This is a genomic window from Sporosarcina sp. FSL K6-1540, from assembly GCF_038620285.1.
Taxonomy (GTDB): domain Bacteria; phylum Bacillota; class Bacilli; order Bacillales_A; family Planococcaceae; genus Sporosarcina; species Sporosarcina psychrophila.
In genome coordinates this window covers 4,096,456-4,117,376 of record NZ_CP152018.1, presented here as the reverse complement: position 1 = coordinate 4,117,376, position 20,921 = coordinate 4,096,456, and the positions used below count along the sequence as shown (strand labels likewise).

23 protein-coding genes, 2 pseudogenes and 1 riboswitch are annotated in these 20,921 nt (G+C 36.4%); of the genes and pseudogenes, 14 read left to right on the top strand and 11 right to left on the bottom strand.

The features are described from left to right. Positions 1–256: 256 nt before the first annotated feature. From MKY15_RS19400 to MKY15_RS19385, 4 genes and pseudogenes are all read left to right on the top strand, one after another. A pseudogene (locus MKY15_RS19400) lies at positions 257–523 on the top strand (holin). An 89-nt stretch (positions 524–612) separates the two neighbouring features. Continuing rightward, a complete protein-coding gene (locus MKY15_RS19395) occupies positions 613–1,101 on the top strand; it encodes a glucosaminidase domain-containing protein (protein ID WP_338656543.1) in 489 nt (162 codons plus the stop codon). Between the two features lie 58 nt (positions 1,102–1,159). Beyond that, complete coding sequence (locus tag MKY15_RS19390; RefSeq protein ID WP_342538281.1) at positions 1,160–1,537, top strand: N-acetylmuramoyl-L-alanine amidase; 378 nt, start codon at positions 1,160–1,162, stop codon at positions 1,535–1,537. A gap of 56 nt (positions 1,538–1,593) precedes the next feature. Then, positions 1,594–1,719, top strand: coding sequence for a hypothetical protein (locus MKY15_RS19385; protein ID WP_257722477.1), 126 nt, complete (start codon positions 1,594–1,596; stop codon positions 1,717–1,719). 294 nt (positions 1,720–2,013) lie between these two features. On the opposite strand, the gene MKY15_RS19380 is transcribed toward MKY15_RS19385, so the two are convergent. Then, a complete protein-coding gene (locus tag MKY15_RS19380; protein ID WP_342539791.1) occupies positions 2,014–2,772 on the bottom strand; it encodes an NAD(P)-dependent oxidoreductase in 759 nt (252 codons plus the stop codon). 145 nt (positions 2,773–2,917) lie between these two features. Here MKY15_RS19380 and MKY15_RS19375 point away from each other — a divergent pair, with 145 nt between their 5' ends. Next, a complete protein-coding gene (locus MKY15_RS19375; RefSeq protein ID WP_342538280.1) occupies positions 2,918–3,793 on the top strand; it encodes a LysR family transcriptional regulator in 876 nt (291 codons plus the stop codon). A gap of 564 nt (positions 3,794–4,357) precedes the next feature. On the opposite strand, the pseudogene MKY15_RS19370 reads toward MKY15_RS19375, so the two are convergent. Continuing rightward, a pseudogene (locus MKY15_RS19370) lies at positions 4,358–4,988 on the bottom strand (YitT family protein). A gap of 113 nt (positions 4,989–5,101) precedes the next feature. Between MKY15_RS19370 and MKY15_RS19365 the strand changes: the two are divergent. From MKY15_RS19365 to MKY15_RS19355, 3 genes are read left to right on the top strand one after another with little or no spacing between them, the layout of a single operon-like run. After that, entirely contained in the window at positions 5,102–5,554 is a 453-nt protein-coding gene (locus MKY15_RS19365; protein ID WP_067209658.1) for a MarR family winged helix-turn-helix transcriptional regulator, read from the top strand. A gap of 25 nt (positions 5,555–5,579) precedes the next feature. Continuing rightward, positions 5,580–6,098: a GNAT family N-acetyltransferase gene (locus MKY15_RS19360; protein WP_338656550.1), complete on the top strand. Its 519-nt coding sequence runs from the start codon at positions 5,580–5,582 to the stop codon at positions 6,096–6,098. A gap of 22 nt (positions 6,099–6,120) precedes the next feature. Further along, a complete protein-coding gene (locus MKY15_RS19355) occupies positions 6,121–6,732 on the top strand; it encodes an FMN-binding negative transcriptional regulator (protein ID WP_342538279.1) in 612 nt (203 codons plus the stop codon). An 855-nt stretch (positions 6,733–7,587) separates the two neighbouring features. On the opposite strand, the gene MKY15_RS19350 is transcribed toward MKY15_RS19355, so the two are convergent. Continuing rightward, positions 7,588–7,755, bottom strand: coding sequence for a toxin C-terminal domain-containing protein (locus MKY15_RS19350; RefSeq protein WP_342539789.1), 168 nt, complete (start codon positions 7,753–7,755; stop codon positions 7,588–7,590). 78 nt (positions 7,756–7,833) lie between these two features. Then, complete coding sequence (locus tag MKY15_RS19345) at positions 7,834–8,256, bottom strand: hypothetical protein (RefSeq protein ID WP_342538278.1); 423 nt, start codon at positions 8,254–8,256, stop codon at positions 7,834–7,836. A gap of 869 nt (positions 8,257–9,125) precedes the next feature. On the opposite strand from MKY15_RS19345, the gene MKY15_RS19340 reads away from it, so the two are divergent. Both MKY15_RS19340 and MKY15_RS19335 read left to right on the top strand, forming a co-directional pair. Continuing rightward, positions 9,126–10,010 carry a GNAT family N-acetyltransferase gene (locus tag MKY15_RS19340; RefSeq protein WP_342538277.1) on the top strand — a complete coding sequence of 295 codons (885 nt, stop codon included), beginning with the start codon at positions 9,126–9,128 and terminating at the stop codon, positions 10,008–10,010. Between the two features lie 731 nt (positions 10,011–10,741). Then, positions 10,742–11,131: a nuclear transport factor 2 family protein gene (locus MKY15_RS19335; protein WP_067209643.1), complete on the top strand. Its 390-nt coding sequence runs from the start codon at positions 10,742–10,744 to the stop codon at positions 11,129–11,131. A 609-nt stretch (positions 11,132–11,740) separates the two neighbouring features. Here MKY15_RS19335 and MKY15_RS19330 read toward each other — a convergent pair. Together MKY15_RS19330 and MKY15_RS19325 are read right to left on the bottom strand one after the other, a co-directional pair. Then, entirely contained in the window at positions 11,741–12,376 is a 636-nt protein-coding gene (locus tag MKY15_RS19330) for an FMN-dependent NADH-azoreductase (RefSeq protein ID WP_342538276.1), read from the bottom strand. Positions 12,377–12,540: 164 nt separating this feature from the next. Next, positions 12,541–12,984: a carboxymuconolactone decarboxylase family protein gene (locus MKY15_RS19325; protein ID WP_067209638.1), complete on the bottom strand. Its 444-nt coding sequence runs from the start codon at positions 12,982–12,984 to the stop codon at positions 12,541–12,543. A gap of 211 nt (positions 12,985–13,195) precedes the next feature. Here MKY15_RS19325 and MKY15_RS19320 point away from each other — a divergent pair, with 211 nt between their 5' ends. The 3 genes from MKY15_RS19320 (at position 13,196) to MKY15_RS19310 (ending at position 14,722) form a co-directional block, all read left to right on the top strand. Then, on the top strand, positions 13,196–13,699 hold the full coding sequence (locus MKY15_RS19320; protein WP_067209635.1) for an Rrf2 family transcriptional regulator: 504 nt from the start codon (positions 13,196–13,198) through the stop codon (positions 13,697–13,699). Between the two features lie 551 nt (positions 13,700–14,250). Next, on the top strand, positions 14,251–14,523 hold the full coding sequence (locus tag MKY15_RS19315; RefSeq protein ID WP_342538274.1) for a hypothetical protein: 273 nt from the start codon (positions 14,251–14,253) through the stop codon (positions 14,521–14,523). Then, positions 14,516–14,722 (top strand): hypothetical protein, encoded by a 207-nt coding sequence (locus MKY15_RS19310; RefSeq protein ID WP_342538273.1) that lies wholly within the window; start codon positions 14,516–14,518, stop codon positions 14,720–14,722. The genes MKY15_RS19315 and MKY15_RS19310 overlap by 8 nt, the downstream gene beginning before the upstream one ends. 169 nt (positions 14,723–14,891) lie before the next feature. Here the strand turns inward: MKY15_RS19310 and MKY15_RS19305 are convergent, their stop codons facing one another. The 3 genes from MKY15_RS19305 to MKY15_RS19295 form a co-directional block, all read right to left on the bottom strand. Continuing rightward, complete coding sequence (locus MKY15_RS19305; RefSeq protein ID WP_338656566.1) at positions 14,892–15,371, bottom strand: collagen-like protein; 480 nt, start codon at positions 15,369–15,371, stop codon at positions 14,892–14,894. 913 nt (positions 15,372–16,284) lie between these two features. After that, on the bottom strand, positions 16,285–16,602 hold the full coding sequence (locus tag MKY15_RS19300) for a response regulator (protein WP_342538272.1): 318 nt from the start codon (positions 16,600–16,602) through the stop codon (positions 16,285–16,287). Between the two features lie 81 nt (positions 16,603–16,683). Further along, positions 16,684–16,769: riboswitch (cyclic di-GMP riboswitch) on the bottom strand. Between the two features lie 213 nt (positions 16,770–16,982). Next, positions 16,983–17,381 carry a hypothetical protein gene (locus MKY15_RS19295; protein ID WP_340742155.1) on the bottom strand — a complete coding sequence of 133 codons (399 nt, stop codon included), beginning with the start codon at positions 17,379–17,381 and terminating at the stop codon, positions 16,983–16,985. A 296-nt stretch (positions 17,382–17,677) separates the two neighbouring features. Here MKY15_RS19295 and MKY15_RS19290 point away from each other — a divergent pair, with 296 nt between their 5' ends. Beyond that, positions 17,678–17,908 (top strand): hypothetical protein, encoded by a 231-nt coding sequence (locus tag MKY15_RS19290; protein ID WP_342538271.1) that lies wholly within the window; start codon positions 17,678–17,680, stop codon positions 17,906–17,908. A gap of 662 nt (positions 17,909–18,570) precedes the next feature. On the opposite strand, the gene ytzI is transcribed toward MKY15_RS19290, so the two are convergent. Then, positions 18,571–18,723, bottom strand: coding sequence for a YtzI protein (ytzI, locus tag MKY15_RS19285; protein ID WP_338656573.1), 153 nt, complete (start codon positions 18,721–18,723; stop codon positions 18,571–18,573). 192 nt (positions 18,724–18,915) lie between these two features. Continuing rightward, on the bottom strand, positions 18,916–19,776 hold the full coding sequence (locus MKY15_RS19280; protein WP_342538270.1) for a manganese catalase family protein: 861 nt from the start codon (positions 19,774–19,776) through the stop codon (positions 18,916–18,918). Positions 19,777–20,921: the final 1,145 nt, after the last annotated feature.

Here is a 20,921-nt window from a genome sequence, read left to right as displayed (position 1 = left end):
AACAACGTATAACTATTCTTGAGACAACAGTTTCCGGGCTATCTCACAAAATGGATAGCGTGAAAACCGCAGTGGAAACAGAGGGAGCCGAACAAAAAGCATTACTCAATAGACTAATCGACCATCATCTCGACACAAATAAAATTAAGTTGTCACAGTTTTGAAAAATGGCACTTAATTTATCGGTAGCATCCGGAACTATTGGTGTCATCATTTATGCTGCTACACAGTTTTTTAATTAAAAGGAGGAAAAATAATTACAGACGTATTAATTTTCGCAACAATTCTAGCACCAATCATTTTGGCGGCACTCCAACTGATTAAAATAACTGCACCAATAAAATAGAATTTCGTTCCGCTCATCGCATTCGTGGTGGGCATTTTTATAGGATTTGCAGCATCTCTGTTTACGGATTTGGATTTAGTCTTGCGATTGTGGGTAGGAGGACTAGCGGGATTATCAGCAACTGGACTATTTGAGTTGGGGAATAAAAATGAAGGCTACACAAAGGATGAGGGCTAATGTCATTCATTGACACCCTCACACCATATGAAATAAAACACGGGAGGGCTCATGGAGTCCTTCCTTCTTTAATTATCACCTAGGGCATTTTGGAATCAGCATTCGGGACATCTGAATTGGCCAAGAACGCAAACAACCATTTTGGAATAAAAAAAGGCAGTGACTGGACTGGTCCCGTTTACGAAAAACGAACCGACGAGACGCCATATCGTGTAACCGCAGAATTCAGGAAGTATCCAGCCCTAGATGGATGTGTTATTGATTTATGCGGTAAATACGTTAACGGAACTGGATGGGAGTCTCACAACCGATACGCAGCAGTTTTAAATCAAACAGATTATATGAAGGCAACAGCTGCAGTTAAAGACGCCGGTTATGCAACAGATGTTAACTACCCTGAAAAGCTTAATAAATTGATTGAGCGATATGAGCTAACTAAATACGACAAGGAGGATGGTAACTTGGTCAAAATCGCACTAGACTCCGGACATGGTATCAATACTGCGGGCAAACTAACACCTGATGGTGAACGTGAATGGTCATTTAATAACAAAGTGTTATTGGCATGTTCAGTCTGACTGAATAAATACCAGGACGTTCAGATCCTCAGACTGGATGGCCCGACTGGAAACACAGATGTATCCCTTGCGACGCGTACCAATAAGGCAAATGCTTGGGGAGCATCTTATTCATCACAATGCTTTTGATGGTAAGTGGGGCAGTCACGGAGGTGTTGAACCACTTGTTCAAGAGACTACCGTAAGTAAAGCATCGAAAGAAATCGCGGCAATTATTCAGCCACGCATTGTACAAGCAATGGGCCTACGTAATAGAGGAGTAAAAACCGACAACCTTCACATGTTGAGAGAATCAAGCATGCCCGCTATCTTAACGGAAGGTGGCTTCATGGACTCGACAACAGACATCGGCGCATTAAGAAGTGATGCGAAACTGAAAGCGCAAGGTGAGGCTATCGCGGATGGTCTAGCTGTGTACTTCAGTACTTCAAGTTGAAACTAAAAATAACGGCGACACCCACGCCTACACCACCAAAAGAGGAGGATGAGGAATTGAAATTTTCAAGCCCGGCATTAAAATTTGAAACAGAAACATCTCTAGCGAGTAAAGCGCATCGTCAAATCATCGTAGCTGCAGCTGTGGAGGCGGGGCTCATGCATCGTGGGCTGACAAGTTAGCGAATGGCACGCTAACAGACGCGGATGTATTGGGGTTAGCGGTTAAATATACTGTTGCGGTAAATAAGTAAGAACAAAGTAAAAAGCGGCTCCTCTACAGATTAGATTGTGGAAGAGCCGCTATATTTTTTCTTTTCTAGAGTCAATACCAAGAATTCACTAAAATTTGATTCAAACCCAAAAAGGTTTAAATGGATTTTTGACACAATATGTCGTGGTTTTTCAAGATGTTTTCGCGGGGTATGACCTTTTTGAAGGACAATCAAAATTTAACCTTTTCCTTATTTGGACATTCTATTTATCAAATAACTTAACCCCGCTTAGTTCAAATGCATCCGCACTTGGGTTGTACCCAACTAATTTTTTCGTTTCTTCAATATCAAGCCGTTTAAACCTATTGTCCGAAATGCCGTGTAAAATCGAAAAGGGTGGTAAGTTCTTTGCAGTCATTGACTTCAAAAGAAGGTCAATAAAATCTTCAGGGCTTAGGTAAGCACTCATATCTCGGGCTGAGAGAGGTTTTCCATTTGGGTTATAATCATCATACGCTCCAATGCGGATAGCAATGCTTTGCAAATCTTCTGCATAAGCAAAATATGAAGCAACCGCCTCTACAAAACACTTACTGACTCCGTACATATTTTTAGGTCTAATAGGTGAATTAGTATTCACTTGGTAATCCAGTGGATAGCTTTCGATTGTTTGGGCGCTAGAAGCAACTATCACTTTGGATACGTTATTATCTTTAGAGGCCCTAAAAATATTATATGTCCCCTTTATATTATTTTCTAATAATGAGCCATAAAAATCAGCTTCTGGTGAAGGATCACCAGCTAAGTGTATAACTAAATCCATCCCTTTGATAGCCTCTTGACAAGCTGCTGAATCAGATACATTTAAATAAATTATCTCATGACTCGCATCTTTGAAAACCTCTAAAGCAGATAAGTTAATATCTGCTAATCTTAACTGGTAGTTTCTCTGTCTACCTAAAATGTTTACGACATCTTGACCAATCCTACCTGCCGCACCTGTTATTAATACTCTTTGCATCATATCTCATCCTCTCACCACTAAATTATCTATCAAAACAATTTGTAAAATAAAGCATGAACTTAGTATAAGTAGAGGGTTGTAATTAATAAAGCGAAAAATTATAATGAACCTCATGAATAAAATTCATGAGGAGGTAGCGTTAATGAGCTTAGTTAAGTATGAAATTTTTAACAAGGTAGCAGAGCTAAATAGTTTTACCAAAACTGCAGAAGCTTTGGGAGTTACTCAATCTGCTGTTAGCCATGCTATAACCAGTTTGGAAAAAGAGTTTTCTCTCCCTTTATTTATTCGTAATCACTCAACAATTACGTTGACAAAAAATGCGGAAGGTCTATTAATTGTTATTCGAAAAATTCTATATTACAACAACATGTTGAGACAAGAAGTGGACGCCATCAATGGTCTAAACAAAGGAACAGTAAGGGTGGGAGTTTTTACTAGTATCTCAACAAATTGGATTCCAAGTATTGTTAAAGAAATGGAAGATTATTATCCTAATATAGAAATAGAACTATTGGAAGGCAACTATACAGAGATTAAGCAATGGTTACAAAGTGGGAAATTAGATTGTGGGTTTATTAATAATGAAACATATTTAGAGTCGTTTGAAATCGCGCAATTGAAGAGAGACCGCCTCTTATGTGTTGTATCAGACCAATCTCCATTAAGTAAGGAAAGAAAAATATCTATTCAACAAATCGAAAGTGTCCCTTTTATTATGCCAATTTATCAATGCTATCATGATATACAAAAAATCTTTGAGGAGAACAAAGTAACTCCTAATATTAGATTCGAAAATATGAATGAGAATTCGGTATTTTCGATGGTAGAGAATAATCTGGGGATTAGTATTATGCCAGAAATGATTATCCCGAAATCTATCGATTCTATAAAGGCTATTCCACTTGAAATAGATAGCTATCGAACGATTGGATTAGCAGTAAGAAAACCGCCCTCACCAGCAACTAAAAAATTTTCTGAAGTTACTAGAAGATGGGTACTATCTAAATATACTTAAAATACAAATTACAATATCACCTATAATTAATTCTTGTTCAGTAGTACTAATAATTTGAGTGAAATGTTATTCTAGAATGTGGTTTGATTATGAATTAAGTGGAAAGTTGTTAACCAACCAGTGAGGCAATTTATATCTATTTCTCTAACCTGTTGTTTTTGAACAAACGAAAACAATTTTTGAAACAAAGGAGATCGTCTATTGGCGGTCTTTTTTGATTGTCCAGTTATCTGAGGAAAGGTTAATTAAGACTAAAGAAAAAGCGGAACCTCCACAGACTTAATTGTGGTAGGCCGCTTTTTTTATTTGCCAAGACACAGTCATCTATTCTTGGTTTACATACATAATTCACTTATCCCTACAAAAGTAAACGTGGAAAGATAAAATTGATTATTGAGAGCAAAGGGTGACTACTCATTTAATTAAGCGGATGCCTTTATTGTTTGTCGAATAAGAGGTATTCATATGAATATGGACGAATAAAAAACAATGCTCTGTTCTTATTGAATTAACGGAGCAGTTTAGTTCAACAAGAAAAATAAAAACCATTCTATAGTGAATGGTTTAATCTTTATCATAATTTAGTGATGTATTGGATTGTGTTAATATGTGGTCTAATACTTTTCTAGTAAATCTCATAAAGTAATTAAGTATTTGCCCCCCCTAAACAAACAGTTAATAAAGTACCAACGCCAATTGGTCCATTAAAAATCAGTGCCATTATCAAGAATAAGAGGTAAATGAATGTTCTCGAAAAAAATATAGTTGTGCTGGTTAATTCTTGTATGATTAATGTTAATCGATCAACTGGAATCGGTGCGAAATTTGTGTGTAAATATGTTGCAGTTCCTATTCCAATCACAACTAAGCCTATTTCAAAGCAAACAATTTTGCTGTACCATAGTTCAGGCGTTATCAAATTGTGTAATAAAAAAAGCCACATATCAATACCAATACCCGTTATAAATGCCGTTAACAACCCCAAAAATTCTGGCCTTTTTCTTTTTAAAAAAGAATTAAAACATATCAATATTAAAGCTGTTATTACTTCCCAACTTCCCACAGTAAGCCCCACATTTACAGACAGCCCTACCAATAGTGCATCAAAAGGTGAAGTTCCAAGGTCTGATTGTATAGTGAAAGAAATACCTAGAGTTAATATTAAAATACATAATACATAAAAAACATATTTCACTTCACTCGACCCCTTTATTATTTTTTGTTGCAAATGCAACAATAATAAGGTAAACTTAATGTATGTTATTTTTATCCCAAAAGCAATAAAAATATGTTCTAAGGAGTAAAGTTATGAAGGGAATTCTTCGTGAAATTGGAATGATAGCAAGGGCATTAGACTCTATTAGTAATATAGAATTTAAAGAATATGACCTTACAAAAGGGCAGTATTTGTACCTTGTACGAATATGTGAAAATCCAGGAATCATTCAAGAAAAGTTAGCTGAGATGATAAAAGTAGATAGAACTACAGCAGCTCGTGCTATAAAAAAACTTGAAATGAATGGCTTTATTGAAAAGAGGGAAGATGCACATAACAAAAAAAATAAACAACTGATTCCAACAGAGAAGGGGGAAAATGTTTATCCTTTCATAAAAAGAGAAAATGATTATTCCAATATCATGGCATTAGAAGGATTTTCCGAGAAAGAAGCAGAAACCACTTTCAATCTTCTTCAAAGAATAAGAAAAAATGTAGAAAAAGACTGGGTATTTGTAAAAAAAGGAAACAAGAGAAATTATTGATTATATAAAGGAGTGATATATTCAAATGGTTATAAATATAAAAAAGTGTACCCTTGAAGATTCACGTGAACTTCGAGAAATTAGTCATGAAACGTATAATGAGACATTTAAGCATCATAATTCAGCCGAAAATATGAATGTCTATTTGGAAAGGGCATTTAACTTAATGCAATTAACAAAAGAATTATCCAATCCTTCTTCGCAATTCTATTTTGTTTATTTTAATAATGAAGTCGCTGGATATTTGAAGGTTAACACTGATAATGCTCAGTCTGAAGAAATGGGCGATGAATTACTTGAAATTGAGAGGATTTATATTAGGAACAAGTTTCAAAAACAGGGACTTGGTAAGTGCCTCCTAAATAAAGCGATGGAAATTGCGATGGAATGTAAGAAAAATAAAATTTGGCTAGGCGTATGGGAAAAAAATGAAAATGCGATTGCCTTTTATAAGAAAAAGGGGTTTGTTCAAACTGGAGCCCACTCTTTTTATATGGGTGAGGATGAACAATTGGACTTTATAATGACCAAAACACTCATATAACCATTTTGAAAGGTGGATCACTTTGTATATTCCAAAATATTTTAAAGTTGAAAATGTTGATGGAATATTGGATTTTGTTCAAAAAAACTCTTTTGGTACGATTGTCACAACGAGAAAAGGTAAACCAATTGCCACTCATTTGCCTTTAGGCTTAAATAAAAAAGGGGATGATTACTATATTACTGGACATATGGCTTATGGGAACCCTCAATGGAGAACATTCGAAACCTGTAAAGATGTATTGATTATGTTCCAAGGACCACACGCTTATATCTCTTCCTCTTGGTATAATCAGGAAAATGTCCCGACGTGGAACTATCAAGCTGTCCATGTATATGGTAAAGCAATCATTTTAGAGAATGATGAGTTAATAGAAGATTTAACAAAAATGCTGGAAAAATATGAAGGAAATCGTGAAAACCCTGTTTTATGGGATAAATTTTCTACTCATCTTTTAGAAAAGGAACTGAAAGGGATAGTTGGATTTAAGATTAAGGTGGGAGAAATTCAGGCTGCATATAAATTAAGTCAGAACCGAAATGAATCGGATTATATTAACATCATTAGTAAATTACAAAATGAAGGGAATTCAAATTCGGAGCAAATGGCGGAGCTGATGAAAAATAGAATGTAAAATTACATATAAGCACACTTATATTCAACCCTCAGACGCAAGAGTTTAAGAACGGGGCATAGCTGCCATTTTGGCAGTTTCTCTCCAGGTTGTGAGAGGTTGTACTTAAACTAACGGGTGCTGGTTTAGTTCAACAACAGGAGATCGTCAATTGACGGTCTTTTTTATTTGCCCAGTTGTCTGTGAAAAGGTTAAATAAGTACAAAGTAAAAGCGACCATCCACAGATTGTGTGGATGGTCGCTTTTTTTGTTCGGTTCTAAGTGGTAGTTTTATAAAGTTTTTTCACTCTAACTTCTGAAATTAGTCTAAAGGTTCATCGTAAAAAGTATCGAAAATACCTTTATACTTCATTTTTAAATTTTCAATATTCTTAGGGTCTTTAGAAAGTATATTGATTACGTCTCCACTCCCTCCGATATGGATCAGATACTTACTTGTGACAATAATAAACAAAGCTTTGGTGGCGCGATTATTTTTGTAGAGAAGTGCGTCTGTTGTATATAATATCGTTTCATTTACTGAAACATCTTTTATTAAAGCAATTTTGCCAAACCCCTCATGAAGATCAAATTCTTCACTAGTGAATTTGTATTCCTTCCAATTTGTTAACCGTAAGCGCTTTGATAAGTTATTAGTGATATATTTATTTCTTGTATTATATTCTAGAGAAATGAATAAATCGACAGTTGGTTCATTCGTTGTAAGGTAATCGATAAACATTTGAATCCCTTTTACTCGAATTTCTCTAAAATAATCCGTTGAAAATCTAACACGGTTTTCCATCGGTGAATCAAAATACATTGAAGAACCCCACGGCTCGGTTAATGTAACTCCAGACTTTGCCTTAATGGATTTATTTGCCAATACGGTTGAGGTCCTTATCATATGTACCACTCCTAGTAGTTTCATTACAGATTTTTTTGGGTGAAGAGCCGCCCTTCCAAGCTCCACCAATATGACCATCTATATCACAAGAAATATAATCAGGTCCCTTTTTGGTCTTTTTATCCTTGCTGAAAATCGCAACTTTACTACATCGTTCACTTACTTTAGTATAATCTAGTTTGTCTGCGGCTGTTTTTGCCTCTGCATCTGTCTTTTATACAGGTTCGGCTTTAGCGGGGAAAATTAGATCCATTACTTTCTTCGCCATCGCTGATCCGGCTTCCCATATTACATTATTAATAATAATAGCACCTGATACAAGCACGGTAACCGTTCCGATACCTGCGAGCTGATATTCCCCTGCCACTGTGCTTCCACGAAGAGATAGTGTATTTAAGTCTTCTTCTAGAGGTTCTTCTCCAAGAACCTCTCCTTGGGATAGTTCTAACTCTTTAATTATTTCAAGTAATTTCTGCTCAGACTCATCAATGCTGTTAGGGAAAACCCCTTCAAGTTGATTAAAATCGCTAGAAATTGGTAAATCTCTTTCTTCTGCACCGGCCAAAGGAACTGAGATAGTAGTAGTGAATAAAGCGAATAGACATAATAAAGCAAGAACCCTCTGCATCTTCTTCATAAATAATTATCTCCAAATTAATATATTTACTTTAATTAACGCAAATTCCATTACTACACAAAATACCCGGAAAACACAATGCATTAAGCAAGGCGTTACAGTAGAAGGAATGGTAGCTCTCATAAATAATTAAGAAGATAGGTAGGAAAGACTTGTTCTTGGCAGTTGAAAGTGAATAAATAATATTACAATACATCCAGAATGTTCTATTGCGACACGAACGTTCATTCGGTATGTTGAATCAAAAGGAGAGAACGAGTGTGCGTGATAAATTAATTAAGTCTGCAGAGTTCAACAAATAAAGATATACAAATTGCCAAAAAAAGTTATACTGTTTTACCTATTTGGTAGCGTTTAGCCAAAGGGGTGTTTTTATGTCGAAGAGAAGAAGGTGAGAAACGAATAATTTATATAAATAAAACTACTTCAGTATAAGTCGTTCTTTATAGAGCATTGATACTAAAAAATCATGAAACAAAAATAAGACAGAAATCTAACAATGTGTTACTATAGATTCATTCTTAAAAACAGATGGGAGATTAGACTTTTATGCTAAAACTTATTATCGCAATTTAAATTCCAATGAATTTAATAGGAGGGCTATTCTATAATTTATTTATAGATTTATTTGTGATGTCCTTTTGCGATAACTAAGAGAAGCAATATAATGTCTAATTCATATAAGCAGATATATTTAATCCGACTAATGGCAAACACTTGATTTAGGCCGGTTAATTTTATTTTTTGCGTATAAGAAGACTTTATGAGTTTATTCTCATAAAGTCTTTTTCTGTTTTTAGGAGGTGATAATTCCCATATACACATGTAATGCACCAAGGTGAATGAAACAAAAATCGGAGGGAATTTAAATGGGGAAATATGAATTAGTAAGTGATTATCGTAATAATGAAAGCTTGAAGGAGAAATTTAATACCTTAGCTATGAAAACATTCGAATTAGATTTTCGAGGCTGGTATAACAAAGGGTACTGGGATGACAAATATATACCATATTCATTTGTCGATGAAGGTAAGGTTATCGCAAATGCTTCAATTAATAAAATGTCAATAGTTATTAATGGTAAAATGTGTGAAGGGATTCAGATTGGTACAGTAATGACAGATGAAAATTATCGCAATCAAGGTTTGGCTAAGCAATTAATGCAGCATATTATGAAAGAATACGAAAATACTTGTGATTTCATGTATCTTTTTGCGAATGATACTGTATTAGATTTTTACCCGAAGTTTGGATTTACACGTCTAAATGAAAGTGAATTTAGCTTAGACCTAGCAAAAAGTTCAATTCAAATGAATAAGGATGCGAAAGTAAAGCGGCTTACTATTGAAATTGACCTTGCATTACTTGAAAAATTTGCGAAAAATCGCCATGTAAACTCAACGATTTTAGATGTTGAGAATAATGATAGTTTATTAATGTTTTATTTCACATTAGCATTCCGTGAAGCCATTTTCTATGTGGAGAATTTAGAAACGATTGTGCTAATGGAGGAAGAGGAAGATACACTGCATATTTTCGATATCATTTCGTTAAATGTGCCAAATATAGAGGCTGTATTAGCAAGCATTGTAAAGGAAATAACGAAAAAAGTGGTATTTTATTTCACACCTGATTTTACAATCGAAGGCATGACAGCAACCATTATGCCAAATGATGATGATGCTTTATTCGTCTTAACGAAAAAGTCATTGCTGAAGGGTAACTTTATGTTCCCGTTAACATCACATTGTTAATTGGAGTGAAATACCTATACAGGAGTTAGTATTGATACAGCTTGCACTTTAGGATTTTGTGCCGCACATGGTGCTATGGCGGGAATCAAAACGGAGGATTATAGAAGGAATCGATTTACGGACCATGGTTGTCATACTTGATAACATCGAGAGGATTCCGGTGTCGGATATCATCGGGGCGCAATGTGAAGGGTTAATTGTAATAGAAGGAACAGCCACCAACTCAGTTGAGAAGGTGGCTGTTATTTGTTATGAGTCGTACGCCTGCCCGCGTTATTTAAAGTTTCCCCAAACGTCCCCCAGCATAGTCCTCCAGTTACACGATTTCATAAGAACTCTTACGTTTCACATTAAGCGGCATGATGTGGCGCTTCAATTAAACAAATGTTGCTGTTGTCGCATTTTCACTCCTTTAAAATTCACATACGGAACGCCCAATTAGTAGAAATAGATATATTTTCTATACACGTAAGTCGATAAAATAAATATTCCATTTTGTCATTGATTTTTATTCAAGCATCTCTCACGAGGTGCTTTTTTATTTGCTTGCAATGCGAAAATTCAAAAGGAGAAGTATTTCTACATGGACCGTCGCTTTTCAATTGTCGAATAAAAGAGGTATTCGTATTAATGGAGACGAATCAAGTACAATGCTCTATTCTTCTTCAACTAACAGGATATTAGAGATTAATTGGGAAATTTAAAATTATAAAGATAAGGAGTGGTGTATTTTGGAACACGAATTAAAGGAGTTTATCAAGAAGTGTGATAAAGCAATAAAACAGGAAGATTTTGACACTCTGAAGAATTACTATACTGATGATGCGATTCTGGTAGTAAAACCAGATATGATTGCACGAGGAAAAGAGGAAATTAAGCAAGCGTTCATTAAAATTGCGAAATATTTCAATAACAGTCTTGTCCCAGTACAGGGAGAAATGATTATTTTAGAAGCTGGAGATACTGCATTAGTTATTTCTCAAACGCTACTTGAGGCTGATAAAAATGAAACGAAATATTCTATGGATAGAAGGTCAACCTATGTGTTTAAGAAAAATTCACAAGGCGAATGGCTTTGTGCAATCGACAACTCATATGGTACAGACTTAATCAATAAGTAGACTTTTGTTAAATAAGACCATAGCAAAAGCGGCTCCTCCACAGATTAGATTGTGGAAGGCCGCTTTTTTATTTATCCAAATATCATTTGGTATAATTTATTAATTTCTGATATTCAGTTGCGATAGGAACGATTGTTCTGTGTGCTGATGAAAAATGGGAAACGAGTGTGCATAATCAATTAGTTAGGTCAGTGGAATATCGTGAACACCTAGATATGATGTACATGGCTACCGACGACATCACCGACATGGAAACCAGACTCATAAGTCTTCTTTACAAAAGTAGATAATAATCCGAAGCTGCATGCCCCAGCTAAAACAAATAAAATGTATTTCACGATGCTTTTTTGAGTTCTAACTGGCCCCTCAGAACGATAGATACGACTTTCCTGTTTTGATAGAGGTGTATCGCTAAACCACGAAGACTTAATACAAAGTCACCATTCAAATCCCGCATGAGTCCAAAACTCGTAGTTTTAGGATCATGGTAATCTGCAAATGAGAAACTCAAGTTACTGTTTAACCAACCAAATACAGCATGGTGCTGAGATGATACTGGAAATATTTGATTCATTGTCACACCCGATTCAGTTATTTAGTTCACGAACTTTAGAAGCTTTTGGCTAGTTCGATCGCTTGTTGAATAGCTTTTTCTTTAATCGTAAGTGCTTGATCTGGTGCAGCGCTCATACCCTCGATATAAATAATATCAATTGAAGGTATACCTATGAATTTAGATACAGCTGTTAAGTATCGGTGGCTGAATTCGAACCCTGCCACTGGTCCCTCGGAGAGCACGCTGCCGGAAGCTTGAATATGAAGCAGTTTTTTGTCAGATGCTAAGCCAATAAAGCCTTCTGGCGTATAATTAACTGTTTTTCCTGGTACACATATGGCGTCAATATAAGTTTTCAATACAGGTGGGAATAAGAAATTCCAAACTGGATTGACGACGACGATTTTATCTGCAGCGAGAAATTGATCAACCAGTTCACCCAAACGAACTATTTTAGCCTGAGAACCCGCGCTCAATTGATCAAAAGAACTGCCGCTTCTCAATTGGCCCCAACCACTTAACACTTCGGTGTCTAGTTGCGGGATATCTATTTTATATAGATCTAGATGAATAACTTCATCGTTTGGGTTTGCTCCATGGTAAGCTTGGATAAACTCGTGACCTACAGACAAACTATTGGATTCACTCTTATCTAGTGGGTGTGCGGTTACGTATAAGACGGTTGACATGATTGATTTCTCCTCGAGGTTAACTAGGACCTGAATTTAATTGATTAGCGATGCTCATTAAGGTAAGCCATGAAGACCGGCCTCGGTCTTCAATGGACATACAATTGTAAGAGCTATCCTAAAGTTATTCTTATTAAATTTCACTATTCTCAGTAAGCTTCTCTTTACTCCTTTTCAGGGAACATCCCCGTGGAGATGGCGATTCGATTCCATGCATTAATGGTATTAATCGCCATAATGATTGCCACATATTCTGCCTCATCCACATGTGCCCGAACTCTTTCATACAAATCCTGCGACACACCTTGCTCTGAAATACGGGTTACAGCTTCCGTAAGCTCAAGCACCACTCTTTCTTTGTCGGAATAAAAGGGTACTTCACGCCACGCGTTAAGTAAATAAATCCGCTGCTCCGTCTCGCCCATTTTCCTTGAATCCCGTGTATGCATGTCCATACAATAAGCGCACCCGTTAATTTGTGATGCTCTGATCTTAATGAATTCATATAGCTTAGCATCCAATCCACTTGTCTTAATAAACCCTTCCAGTTTCATCATTGCCTGCAAAGCACCTGGGCTTGCACTGATATGATTTAATCTAACCTTCATAGTAATCTCCTCCGTGAATCTAAATTTGTCCTTGCCTCTACAACCTATCGTCGATAACATCAATCGACGATAGGTTATGACCACAATATAACTCTTTAGTTTATGGCTGTCAACAAAAAAAAATAGCTGAAAATTTCCATATTTGACAAGGGTTTTAAATCCACCTAAGATGGTTAGTAGCAATCTTTATATGTAGAAAGCAGGTGTTTGCATGCAGTATAGTATTGGTGTTGAATATGGATTGCATTGCTTGGTATATTTAATTGATATTCCTCCTAATGACACAATTGGGATTAAAGAACTTTCCGCTTTTCAAGGCGTTTCAGAGACCTATCTTTCGAAGATTTTTAGTAAATTAACAAAAGCGGGTATCGTAAGTTCTGTTCCAGGTGTAAAAGGAGGCTATAAACTGGCCAAGTCTCCTGCGGAAATTTCTTTTTGGGATGTAATTGAAGCTGTTGAAGGTGCTTCCCCCATTTTTCAATGTAAAAATATTAAAAATAATAGCTACCTATGCCGGGATGAAGACTATGCAGCATGCGCTCTAGCTTCTCCCTGTGTGATTAACTTAGTTATGCTCGAAGCAGAAGATAGTATGCGCAATATTCTTCGTAACAAGTCACTTACTTGGTTGAATGAAGAGCTTGATCGCGTATTAACCCCACAATCGCGCAAAGATACTCGTGAATATTTTGCTAATAGCAACAATGTTTAATGGTGAATTTAAATGGGGAAGTTTCTGGTTCACTTATTATGGGGAAGTCGGGAGCAAATTCAATGTGAAATCGTTTGGATACAACACGCTGAATGGGTAGGATTGAAAAACTATCTTCATCCTGAATTATTCATACTTGACCAATCAAACAACCGGTTAATCCAAATCCATTGTTTTCGAACCCCTTTAAAGTCTTTACTGTTTTTCTTCTTTCAAAAATTTCAGTTTCCATTTAGCGGCTTGTAAAAAAGGGATTTTGAACAGACTTATCCCAAGATGCCCTAAATCTTTTTTAGTATATTTAATAGATGTTTAAGTTTCTAATTAAATAATTTTTATGTAAACTCAGGCTTTAATAAAAAGAATCTATTTTGATTAAATTTTTCAATATGGATTCTTTTAAATTACAGAAAAATGCAGGTTTACATGACGCTGTTGACCGAAATTTACTTCTAAGTGACACAAAATCCAAGATTTAGAAGACAAATAGTAAACAATTACTTGACAACAGAAACGATGAATGATTTATTGATCTAACTGGAACTGAAAAGTTGTGGGGTGATCCAGAACAAACAGTCAAGGATATACAAGCGGAAATACTGGAAACTTTAAATTTTCCGTCCACGACTGGCATGGAAATAGAAGTTGCGCAAAAAAGGGAATGCAAAGTACACGTAAAGTTGTGGGATAAAGGGAAAGTCATTTTTTACATGGTTGTCATAAAAGAAATAAATGTTGAGGCGATGTGGATTACGGTCGATAGTCCATTCGGTAGGGACCGTATGCCGGTGGAGGACATAATCGGAGTGGAATGTGTTGAATAATAAACAGGGTAAAGGCGACCTCTCGACGAAAGAAGGTCGCCTTTTCAATCTGGTATCTGGGATAATACCGGATAGGAATTTATTGAATATTGCATTCATTTGTAATGCAGCGAACATGTTGAAGTTTGTCGGTGCGCAAATTAGAATCGTTTGTTTGTTTAAGGAGGCATCGACTTGTTTAATTGAACCGGTAAATTAAAACGACCAATCCGAATAGGGAAAGGTCGATTTGTTTTTGAGTTTCTTCTATGGATAGTAATTACTTCCGACTTTTCACCTCTATTTTTAGAAGTTTTGCATCAGGTGATTGTTGAAGCCTGTATTAAAATCCAGTGAAACCAAGATGTTTTATACCGAATAATTTCTACCTAAGCATTGGGATTCAACATCTTAATGACAATAGAAGCATTTACATTAGCTTGTGTACCACCTATCACAGACGCAAGACCAACTGCTGCAGCAGAAGAATGATTTCGAAGGGTAAGAACATCGTTGGCTACTATGGCAATAATAGCCTGCCCGTTGTTTTGCTGAGTGCCAGCACCTGAACCATAGACTGTTCCGGGAACCAGCGATCCATTTAAAAACAGTGCAAATTGGTTAGGTTCCGTACCTGATACAGAGAAAGTAACCTCGTAGTCTCCCGGAACGTTAATCATAATTTGAGAGGTTCCAAGGGTATGCACAATTCCAGGTGTCATTAATCCATTTGAATCAAACAAAACATCAGCTTCTATAGGTACCGTTTGAGGAGTTAGATTGTAAATATACCCGTATTCGCATAACCCGCATGTGGCTCCGATAGTACTAGTGGAGCCAGCCTGCCCGATAGCCCTAATTGGCCCCATGAACACTCTTGGTACTCTACATATATTTTTGCAAGAACATGGACTGATGTGACATTTACTACATTTACGATTAGAGAAGTGGTTATTAAAATTCATTCTTTCACCTCCATCTGTAGTATCCTATTCTTGCAAAAGAGGAAATGAAGGGCAAACACCTTGTTGATTACTAAAAAAGAAATAGACAAGAGATTGATCCTGGTGAAACTGAAGAAATGTGTGATAAAGTCAACCACTTGTTTGAAAAGCTGGGAAATGAAAAGTGAGTAAAAAAACAGCCACCAACTCGATTGAGAAGGTGGCTGTTATTATGTTATAAGTCGTGCGCCTGTCCGCATTTAATGTGTCCCCCTGAATGTCCCCCAACCACACGAATTCAAAAGATTTCCTACGACTTTACTTTAACGGCGTGGCATAGTCGATTAGTACCTGGATGCTGAAACTATCATATTATCACACCTGCAGAACGTACGTACGAAACGGCTGATTAGTCTAGCACGAAATAATTCATAGTAGCAACAATGCTTATGCCTCAAGGCTTATGAGGGGTTTAAATGAAAACAATCTCCAAATATTCCACCAATTTGAAAAGTGAATGTGTCACTGTAGGCTTTCGCTAATTTGACTTCGAGGTTTTTAAATGAGTGGCCATCCCGTTACAAGGTTGTGGTGTACGAGCCATTGTTGCAGCGGGAGTTGTATGAGAAAAGGCAAGAGGCTTGGAAGTTATGGCGACAGTAATGACCTCGTTTGAAGGATGGACATTCATTATTTTGACTTTGTTAATCGCGTTAGGATTTTATTAAATTGGTTGGATGCATGGGCGGGGGAAGTGATGGAGTAAACACGAATTGTACATTTAAGATGAAAAAAAGACCGTAATTTCTTGGTCTTTTATGTTAGTGTACTATGTTTTTCAATAGATTTTATTTAATTGGGTAATAAGTCCATCAAAAAAAGGCTTCACGATAAAATCTGCGGCTCCATTTTCTAAAGCCTCAATTATTAAATCTTGAGTCCCTAAGGCTGAGCACATAACAACACGAGCATTGGGGTTTATTTTCTTAATTTCTTTTAGCGTAGCGATACCGTTCATATTTGGTAAAGTGATATCCAATAAAACGATATGCGGGAAGTGTGATTTATAAAGAGGCACAGCATCTTCTCCACTCCCAGCTTCAGCTACGACATAATAACCGTTACTTACGATAATCTTTCTTAATAGATTTCTCATGAATTTTGAATCATCTACGAGCATTACTGATTTATTGAAAATGATCCTCATCCTTTTTAACAAGTGATAGAAAGCAATACACTTGGTAACCGGCTACCATTACAAATAGTTGTATTAGGCCCTTGGCTTTGCGTCCTTACCTTTCGATAAGTTTGCCTATATACAAACTAACATACTTTGATAGAACAATCTTATGAAAGAGTCTAATACAAAGGAGTAGTAGGCAAATAGGTGGGTTATTAACATGTGCTGTCCGAAAAGAAAAGACCACTGATTAAAAATAATCAGCAGTCTTTATCACAGTCATCTTGAGATTTATGCCCGGAAATTTCGAACAACCATTGTTAATCCACGTTTTTCAAAATTATTGTCGCTTTCTCTTACCTATCAAAGCTACCTAAAATCATAAAATCTACAAGAATTCCACTCACTGGATTTTCTGAACCTAATACATTAATTCCTAGTACTACTATACTACTATTATTTGTGACATTAGCAGAGACGAATTTTGCAGCAACATTCTTTTCTCGCATTTGTACTCTCGGTCTTGCATTTATCGAAGGATTTGTAGAATATACGCTTGATACAGCATAGTCAATAGTTGTTAATAATGGAATACCATTAGATAATCCGTTTTCTGTGAAATAAAGTGTGGCTATACCATTTGCGTCAGATGTAGCTTGCCCATAAACAATCCGCTTTACTTTTTTTGGATTGGACTCTCCTGCCTTAAACACTTGAAGAGCTGTTGGTGCCATTAAAACAAACTCAACGCTCATAGCTATTCTCCCTCTGTAATACTTTGATATCTATTACAAACAACAACATTGATTAAATGTATGACTGGCTATACCTTAATATTCTTTATGCTTTTTATTAGCTTATTACATTCAATGTTCCTTGAGGATTCTTGCTTTTTTGCAAAGTGAAAATGCAGTGAAAGCCATCAAAATGTAGTACGCAGTTCGACCAAAATATGTAGCAGATGTGATGGAAACTTATTAAACTATTTTATTGCGAATGTAATAAAAACGAGCATTAAGGCTTGGTAGCGGTGAACGTGGAGGAAAACGACTTGAAGACAACTCCTTATAAAAAGGCAACAGAAATGTATATCGAAGTCATTGTAGCGGAAAGTGTGGATGAAATTCTAAACGAGGCCGAACCGAATCTACGGACTAAAGAATATGCATTTATGAAATTCATGAATGCGCCTAATACGCAGGATCACACAGATAGGGATTTATTACAGGAATTTGAAAGCACCACAAATGGCTTTTTGCAGGCTGACAGTTCGTTACTTTAACGCACAGTACGAGGAAATGGGAGACCCATTATATGCAGTAAATTAAGAAGAGGACTAGATATTATCATAACGAAATCAATTTCTTCCCCCAGGCACCTAAGCGATATAGAAGCAGAACCTGGAAAAAAACCACTGACTTTTAGTTTAAAGATAATGTGACTGTTTACAGTACGCCTATTAGCTTAAGCAGTAAAACTATTACAAGAATCGAAATAATAACACTTAGAATGTATCTCAAGGATATCCCTCCTTTAGAATGATTGTACCATGGTTACTGTAACTAAAAGTGTTTTTTTTAGGAGTTTATTTCAAATTTACAAGCTAGTGCAATAAGTGGGAACGCATAGTCTGACCAAAAAGCGAAGTAGATAACTGAATGACCTCATACGAAGAAATAATCAAACTTTTAACCCGGTTACTGTTAGAGGTGCTGAAAGATATTGAACGACGCACCAGGGATTGGATGTGGAGTGCTAGCGATAGGACGATCCGTATATTCGTCAGCACCAAACATTCTGTGAGGGAGTGTTAACCGTGGTGCAGCAACTTACTATTTTTGATGCGCTGTCAAAATGATAGAAAGGACTTTTACTGTCATATGCCGGTCCGCTCTATATGTATAAATTAATTTTCATAGAAATAATTCATTAATCTATATCGATTCACTCTCTATTCATTTCTTCTATATGATCATCAATCGGATCAATCGTATGTTTATATCGATAACTTTTATGGACGACGAAATAGATGAAAATGAGTTCTAAAACAAAGATAATAATACAAATCCATATCCAAATCCATGTTGTAACTGTCATTTGATAGTCTCCATTCTGACTTTATCTAATGTAAGTTTACTACGAAATCTGCTTAATTATAGGTTAGTCAGTTATGGATCGGTGACAGTTTGGAAACAATCCTATAAATCTGAGTTCTGTGAGGTTCTATTTAATGAGGTTAGTTACACGAAGAGATAAAAAAACAGTCCCTTATATAGGGACTGAAAGAATTTAGTTATTCATGTCTTGAATACCTGGACTATGTTCATTTGGCATGTCAGGCAGTAAAGGAACCGGGAATCCAGCAGGTGGAGGAGTAACTTTAAGTTCGCCATTATTTCTGCTAGGGGACTGTCCTTGGAAAATTTCCCCGATTCTAGTTGGGTCTAATCTGAAATTGAACTGGGCATTATGATACCCTAACTCCACATATTTTCTGCATTCAGGATATTTATTTATATCGTAATTCGGGACAGGGAACAGCTTGCCCCAATCAACGCCGAGCGTTTCCAATGCTTTTGCAAACGCATTCTGATGTGCGTTATCTCTCACGATTAGGAAAGCTAATGTCTCGCGAAATGTTTTGTTAGAACTCATTTCGTAAATTCGAGTTTTTTGCAAGACACCGGTTGATTCTAACACCAGGTTATCGAGCATATCACTAATCAAATTGCCATGGCTATAAACCCAAGAACCGTTCCAAGGATTCCCAGTAGCATCTACAGGGAGAGAGGCTTGAGCACCAATAATGTAGTGATGAGGATTTGCGTGTCTAACGGCATCATCGAGAGGTGCTTGATCGACGCCAGCATTACCTGGTACAGCAGATTCACCTGAATCATTTAACATTTGATTGATTGTATTCTGGACAAGTTCAACATGAGCGATTTCTTCCAAAAACACACCACGAAGTAAGTCGCGATATTGTGTTTCCTTACCTCTGAAATTGGAGCTTTGGAAAAAGTACTGCATCATGGTACGCATTTCTCCAAAATGCCCACCTAGAATTTCTTGCATTACTTTTGCAGCTTCAGGGTCGGGTTTATCGGGAGGAGTGACGGGATTGATCAATTCTTCTTTGTAGTAATACACATTTAGCACCTCATTTATATATTTTTACTAACAGTAGTATCAAGCAAAATGAAAATTTTATTCACAATCAAAATAATCGTCTATCGGAAAAAATGAGGACACTGATTCAACTTAACGGTTGTTTTGTTTTATTATTGGATTTTAGTCTTTGCACTTATTTTGCCCGAAAACAGCTAATGGGGCACCAAAGTAGGAAAAGTCGATGGGAATCAATCAAACTGAAAGGATTAGAGATGTTTTTCGAAGGAGTAAGCATCTCCAACAAGTCATTAGATAGGAACGAAGTTAAGGATAATTCAAGAGCGTATCCACGTAGTTGGAAATGTGAGAGGGATAGAAGTTCTTCGTTGGATTCTTGAGGTGAAGAAGTACTCTTGGATAAGCACGTCCCATCCGACACCTGAAAGGCTCCATCGTGATGCAAATGTCAGAAATGCCAAATACGTCGAGATATTGTTCTTAGAGAATAAAGAAGATAAACTTAAAGGCAAGTCGGGAGTGCGATAATTTGTATGTAGAACTATGCAACAGTCCAATTACATACGAGTGTTAACTTTTAGTTTACCTATATTTCTGATAACATCGGTTGCGGGAGGTGAGAAAATGCTTGAATTTCAGATAACACTTCATTTTAATGATAATGAAACTTTCATTATGAACTTATCTGCGAGTAGTCTAGAAGATGCGTCGATAAAAGTTACTCAAATGATACAAGATAAACACATTCATCAAGATATAATGGGGAATTCCTATATAAAAGGATATAATCTTGCTATGGTACAACGTTTTCATGTATCCAACAGGTAAAAGTTATGAGTTTATTTAGCATCTTGCTGGGTGCTTTTCTTACGTTCAGTCAAGTGTTTTCGTGGGCTTGCTTGCTGCATACACCGATTGAACCTGACCTGTAATCTCGATGCAACAATGGCCAACTAAACAATTTCCGAAGTTACAACCCAACCCAACAGCTTAGTAACCATCCGATTCAAACCCCGCATTATTATTAGCGCCCAGATTCAGCGACAAGCAGCGAATCGAGGAGCTGGGGTTCATGGCTAACGATGCAATTACGTGTGTTCGCGAGATTTTGATTGTCGTTGAATGAATTCTTGGAGTATCTCTTGAATTTAAATAGTACTATAGGT

Excerpts from the sequence above, each read along its gene's own strand:
- MKY15_RS19305 (WP_338656566.1), bottom strand. The coding sequence starts at position 15,371 with ATGGGGCCAATTAGGGCTATCGGGCAGGCTGGCTCCACTAGTACTATC.
- ytzI (WP_338656573.1), bottom strand. The coding sequence starts at position 18,723 with ATGACAGTTACAACATGGATTTGGATATGGATTTGTATTATTATCTTT.
- MKY15_RS19365 (WP_067209658.1), top strand. The coding sequence starts at position 5,102 with ATGAAGGGAATTCTTCGTGAAATTGGAATGATAGCAAGGGCATTAGAC.
- MKY15_RS19320 (WP_067209635.1), top strand. The coding sequence starts at position 13,196 with ATGCAGTATAGTATTGGTGTTGAATATGGATTGCATTGCTTGGTATAT.
- MKY15_RS19340 (WP_342538277.1), top strand. The coding sequence starts at position 9,126 with ATGGGGAAATATGAATTAGTAAGTGATTATCGTAATAATGAAAGCTTG.
- MKY15_RS19345 (WP_342538278.1), bottom strand. The coding sequence starts at position 8,256 with ATGAAGAAGATGCAGAGGGTTCTTGCTTTATTATGTCTATTCGCTTTA.
- MKY15_RS19360 (WP_338656550.1), top strand. The coding sequence starts at position 5,580 with ATGGTTATAAATATAAAAAAGTGTACCCTTGAAGATTCACGTGAACTT.
- MKY15_RS19295 (WP_340742155.1), bottom strand. The coding sequence starts at position 17,381 with ATGAGCGTTGAGTTTGTTTTAATGGCACCAACAGCTCTTCAAGTGTTT.
- MKY15_RS19300 (WP_342538272.1), bottom strand. The coding sequence starts at position 16,602 with ATGAGAAATCTATTAAGAAAGATTATCGTAAGTAACGGTTATTATGTC.
- MKY15_RS19390 (WP_342538281.1), top strand. The coding sequence starts at position 1,160 with ATGTATCCCTTGCGACGCGTACCAATAAGGCAAATGCTTGGGGAGCAT.
- MKY15_RS19380 (WP_342539791.1), bottom strand. The coding sequence starts at position 2,772 with ATGCAAAGAGTATTAATAACAGGTGCGGCAGGTAGGATTGGTCAAGAT.
- MKY15_RS19325 (WP_067209638.1), bottom strand. The coding sequence starts at position 12,984 with ATGAAGGTTAGATTAAATCATATCAGTGCAAGCCCAGGTGCTTTGCAG.
- MKY15_RS19330 (WP_342538276.1), bottom strand. The coding sequence starts at position 12,376 with ATGTCAACCGTCTTATACGTAACCGCACACCCACTAGATAAGAGTGAA.
- MKY15_RS19375 (WP_342538280.1), top strand. The coding sequence starts at position 2,918 with ATGAGCTTAGTTAAGTATGAAATTTTTAACAAGGTAGCAGAGCTAAAT.